The 3,008-nt window shown below is 43.4% G+C and carries 4 protein-coding genes and 1 pseudogene; all 5 read right to left on the bottom strand.

Features of this window, described 5'->3' with window-relative positions; all coding sequences use genetic code 11:
- Window positions 1-744 (bottom strand): phage tail protein (locus ACFIJJ_RS09250; RefSeq protein ID WP_375646748.1); only part of this gene is annotated, 744 nt, incomplete at its 3' end.
- A complete protein-coding gene (locus ACFIJJ_RS09245; protein WP_375646747.1) occupies window positions 744-1,571 on the bottom strand; it encodes a baseplate J/gp47 family protein in 828 nt (275 codons plus the stop codon). The genes ACFIJJ_RS09250 and ACFIJJ_RS09245, both read right to left, overlap by 1 nt.
- Window positions 1,568-1,909 (bottom strand): GPW/gp25 family protein, encoded by a 342-nt coding sequence (locus tag ACFIJJ_RS09240; RefSeq protein WP_375646745.1) that lies wholly within the window; start codon window positions 1,907-1,909, stop codon window positions 1,568-1,570. The genes ACFIJJ_RS09245 and ACFIJJ_RS09240 overlap by 4 nt, the downstream gene beginning before the upstream one ends.
- A complete protein-coding gene (locus tag ACFIJJ_RS09235) occupies window positions 1,906-2,595 on the bottom strand; it encodes a phage baseplate assembly protein V (protein WP_375646744.1) in 690 nt (229 codons plus the stop codon). Before ACFIJJ_RS09235 ends, ACFIJJ_RS09240 begins: the two co-directional genes overlap by 4 nt.
- Window positions 2,576-3,008: pseudogene (locus tag ACFIJJ_RS09230) on the bottom strand (hypothetical protein); the annotation flags it as partial. The gene ACFIJJ_RS09235 and the pseudogene ACFIJJ_RS09230, both read right to left, overlap by 20 nt.

The following is a 3,008-nucleotide window of genomic DNA, read 5'->3' as shown; positions in this document are numbered from 1 at the left end:
CGTACGGTTGCTAAACCACTCTGTCATGAGTATATCGCGTTCATGTTTTTTGACCGAACACCACGGAAAATTTGCCATGTCCCATGGATAATCGATTTGTTCCCAGCTTAACTCTTCATCCCCATCATCTATCCAATTACCAATAAGCCGGCCTTCTTCTTTTGTGAGGGTATGATTGATTTCTGTTGTGCGTCCAAAGGAAAACAAAGTGTCCCCAGCTGTTAAACGAACACCGCTCTCATACTCCAACATGCTGTCATCAAGGCGTGACATATTGCATTCAACAGCTTGCACATCATACCCCGCAACACCACGACGAAAATCGGAGCGCAAACTTTTGGAGAGATCTGTAATCGCTTCAATGGCTTCAAGGCTTTTGCGTTCAGGCAACTGATCAAAATCAAGTTGAAAGGAATTCCACCATGCACGTCCCGTCCAAGCGGGTATAAAGCGGGCTGTAATCTCTAACCATCTCAACCCCATCTCTATTGCCATAACAGATCCGCGCAGGCGTTGCCATGCAAGCCCTTGGTCAATCAAATCATAGAGGTTTGGAACATAAGGTGTCAGTTCACCAAGCCCGTATTCTTCAATCAACCACGGCAAAAAGCGGGGAGGGCGCGTGATCAATTTAGCACGTGAAATCCCCAAAACAGAACCATCAATATCTTGATGAAAATCGCAAGCATCGGCAAGGCGCTTTTCAAATTCTGTTGCGTTTGTGGGAAGGAGGGAACCAACCATTAGCGGGCATACCCCTTAAAGTTTAAGGTGATTTTTCCAATCGATAAAATTTCTTCATCACAAACCATACTGTCTTGTGTTGGGGTAATGGCAATCACTTTTTGGACACCAGAAATCATTAGTTTTGAAATCCACCACGAGAGGCTTAATTCACGACCAATGGCTTGTTCTTGTCTCCATGCTGCTCTTAAATTTGTTTCCATTGTCGTGAGAATTTTCAAAGATGTTTCTGGTAACAGCCAAACATCTGCTTCTAAGTCCAGCACTTTTTTAACAGCAGCGTGAACAATGATTGTATCATTGGTCATGATGATATTTTTTTTGTGAAGAGCTTCTGAAACTGTTTGTATGAGATCTTCAGATGCCGTTCCTTCTTCATTGTTGCCAAAAAGAGCAACATAGATGGTTGGGTCTTTGCCTTTACGATAGATAATCGCATCTTTCACTCGACTATCGGCTGTTAAGGCGATAAGCTTGTAATAGGGTTCTGTTCCACTTCCGTTTCCTCCACGGGCATGAAGCTGTATGCGTTCACGATATCTCTCGTCACTTTCACCCTCCATGCGGGCAAGACCATGCCAGTTTCCCAAAGCATCAAGAGATTCACCGGTTGCAAAATCAAGAATGTTGTTGCGTGCCGCTTCGTTAATACGCTGTCTTAACAGCAACTCTCGATAGCTAAAAGCCTCTATGACTTTTACAGCCGGATCACTTTCAAGAATGGTATATTCAGGCAAAAGCTCTTTTAAATGGGTAAGAGCCGCTGCGCGGATTTCCTCAAAAGAAAGTTCTGTGATGATTTCCGGTTTTGCAAGTACTCCATTCATTTTATCAGTAATCCTTCCATGGTAATGGGCTTGCCGGATGGCAAATAAATGCCTTCAAAGGATAAAGAAACGTGTCCATTTTCACTCCATTTAAAATCGATTTTTTTCAATTTAAAACGCGGTTCCCATTTGTCTAAAGCCTCAGCAACAGCGGCATAAAGAGCAACAGCAAAAGCATTATTAACCGGTGCATCAATGAGTTCAGCAACGCGTGAACCATAATCACGACGCATGACTCGTGTGCCAATGCGTGTTGACAAAATATCAAGGATTGATTGGCGTAAATGATCAATGCCGGTTAATGGCTTTCCCGTTGTGCGGTCCATTCCACTGTTCAATTGGGACCTCCTGTCATCGCGCCACCAGAATAAACACCACCATGAACATGGGTTGCTCCTACATTGGTGCCGTTATGCTTTAGTCCACTTGAATGAATGGAAACATTATTCCCAGAATGAAGAGAGAGACTATCATTCGAATTCAGTGAAACGCCACCACCTGCCTTCAAAGAGATGTTGCCTTTTGCGTTTAAGTTTATATCGCTTTCTGAAACAATCTTTATGCCTTCCGGTGCGGTAAGCTCTAGCTTGCCACCATCACCTTTTAGTGACACACCATCAGCAATCGTGAGAAGAAATTTTCCACCTGATTTGATATGAATTCCATAAGTATTTTGTTCATCATCATATTCAAGGCTGGTTCCATCAGGGTATATCGTTCGGTGAATGCTGCCTTTATCGGCTGCTTGATTAGCATCGGTGTGAAGTGAACCAACAATCACCCCTTGTGACAAATCCCCTGATGACGAGATAACAACTACTTGCTCTCCAACATCACGCCCTTCATAGGAGCGTGTTTTACCGGCGCGGGCTTGTGTGTCTGGAATCCAGTCACTGACAAGATTGCCACTTTTTACCCGATAGCGTGCGTTTTTATGGTCGACATGGCTAATCTTCCCCACCACAACCATATTGGCCACACGTCTCTTTAGATCTGTGATTTCTTTATCGCGCCGCTCTAACATGTCCACCTTCAATTTTATGGTATTTATCTTTATTTCTCACGCCTGTTTCTGGTTCAAAACTTAAGAAAGGTTCAACGATTCTTGCTGTTACACTGCCTTCTTCTTCATTCATGTTGGGGATATTTGTCACATAAATGACTTCAAAGGTTAAAATTGCACCGTGGAGTGCTAGAGCGCCATTATCACCAAAGGCAAAAGCAATATTTTGCAGGCGGCATGTCTCAACGGTGTTGTTAAGATTGGGGTTGGCATGGAAAATCTCTTCAACTTCCCATGCTAATTGGTCAACAAAACGTGCGCCATCTTCACATGTTGCATAGCATTCAACATCTAGCGTTAAAACACGCCGCCTTACTCCATAATCATAGCCATCTTCAATTGTTTCACTTTGCGTTGAGATATTAATTGCAGGC

The organism is Bartonella sp. TT29SHDZB (assembly GCF_042193395.1).
Lineage (GTDB): Bacteria > Pseudomonadota > Alphaproteobacteria > Rhizobiales > Rhizobiaceae > Bartonella.
Note: the sequence above shows the minus strand (reverse complement) of the source record. Positions and strands in the feature narration are given on the sequence as shown.

What these genes read in the sequence shown, in the direction of transcription:
- ACFIJJ_RS09245 (WP_375646747.1), bottom strand. Translation starts at nt 1,571, where the DNA reads ATGAATGGAGTACTTGCAAAACCGGAAATCATCACAGAACTTTCTTTT.
- ACFIJJ_RS09235 (WP_375646744.1), bottom strand. Translation starts at nt 2,595, where the DNA reads ATGTTAGAGCGGCGCGATAAAGAAATCACAGATCTAAAGAGACGTGTG.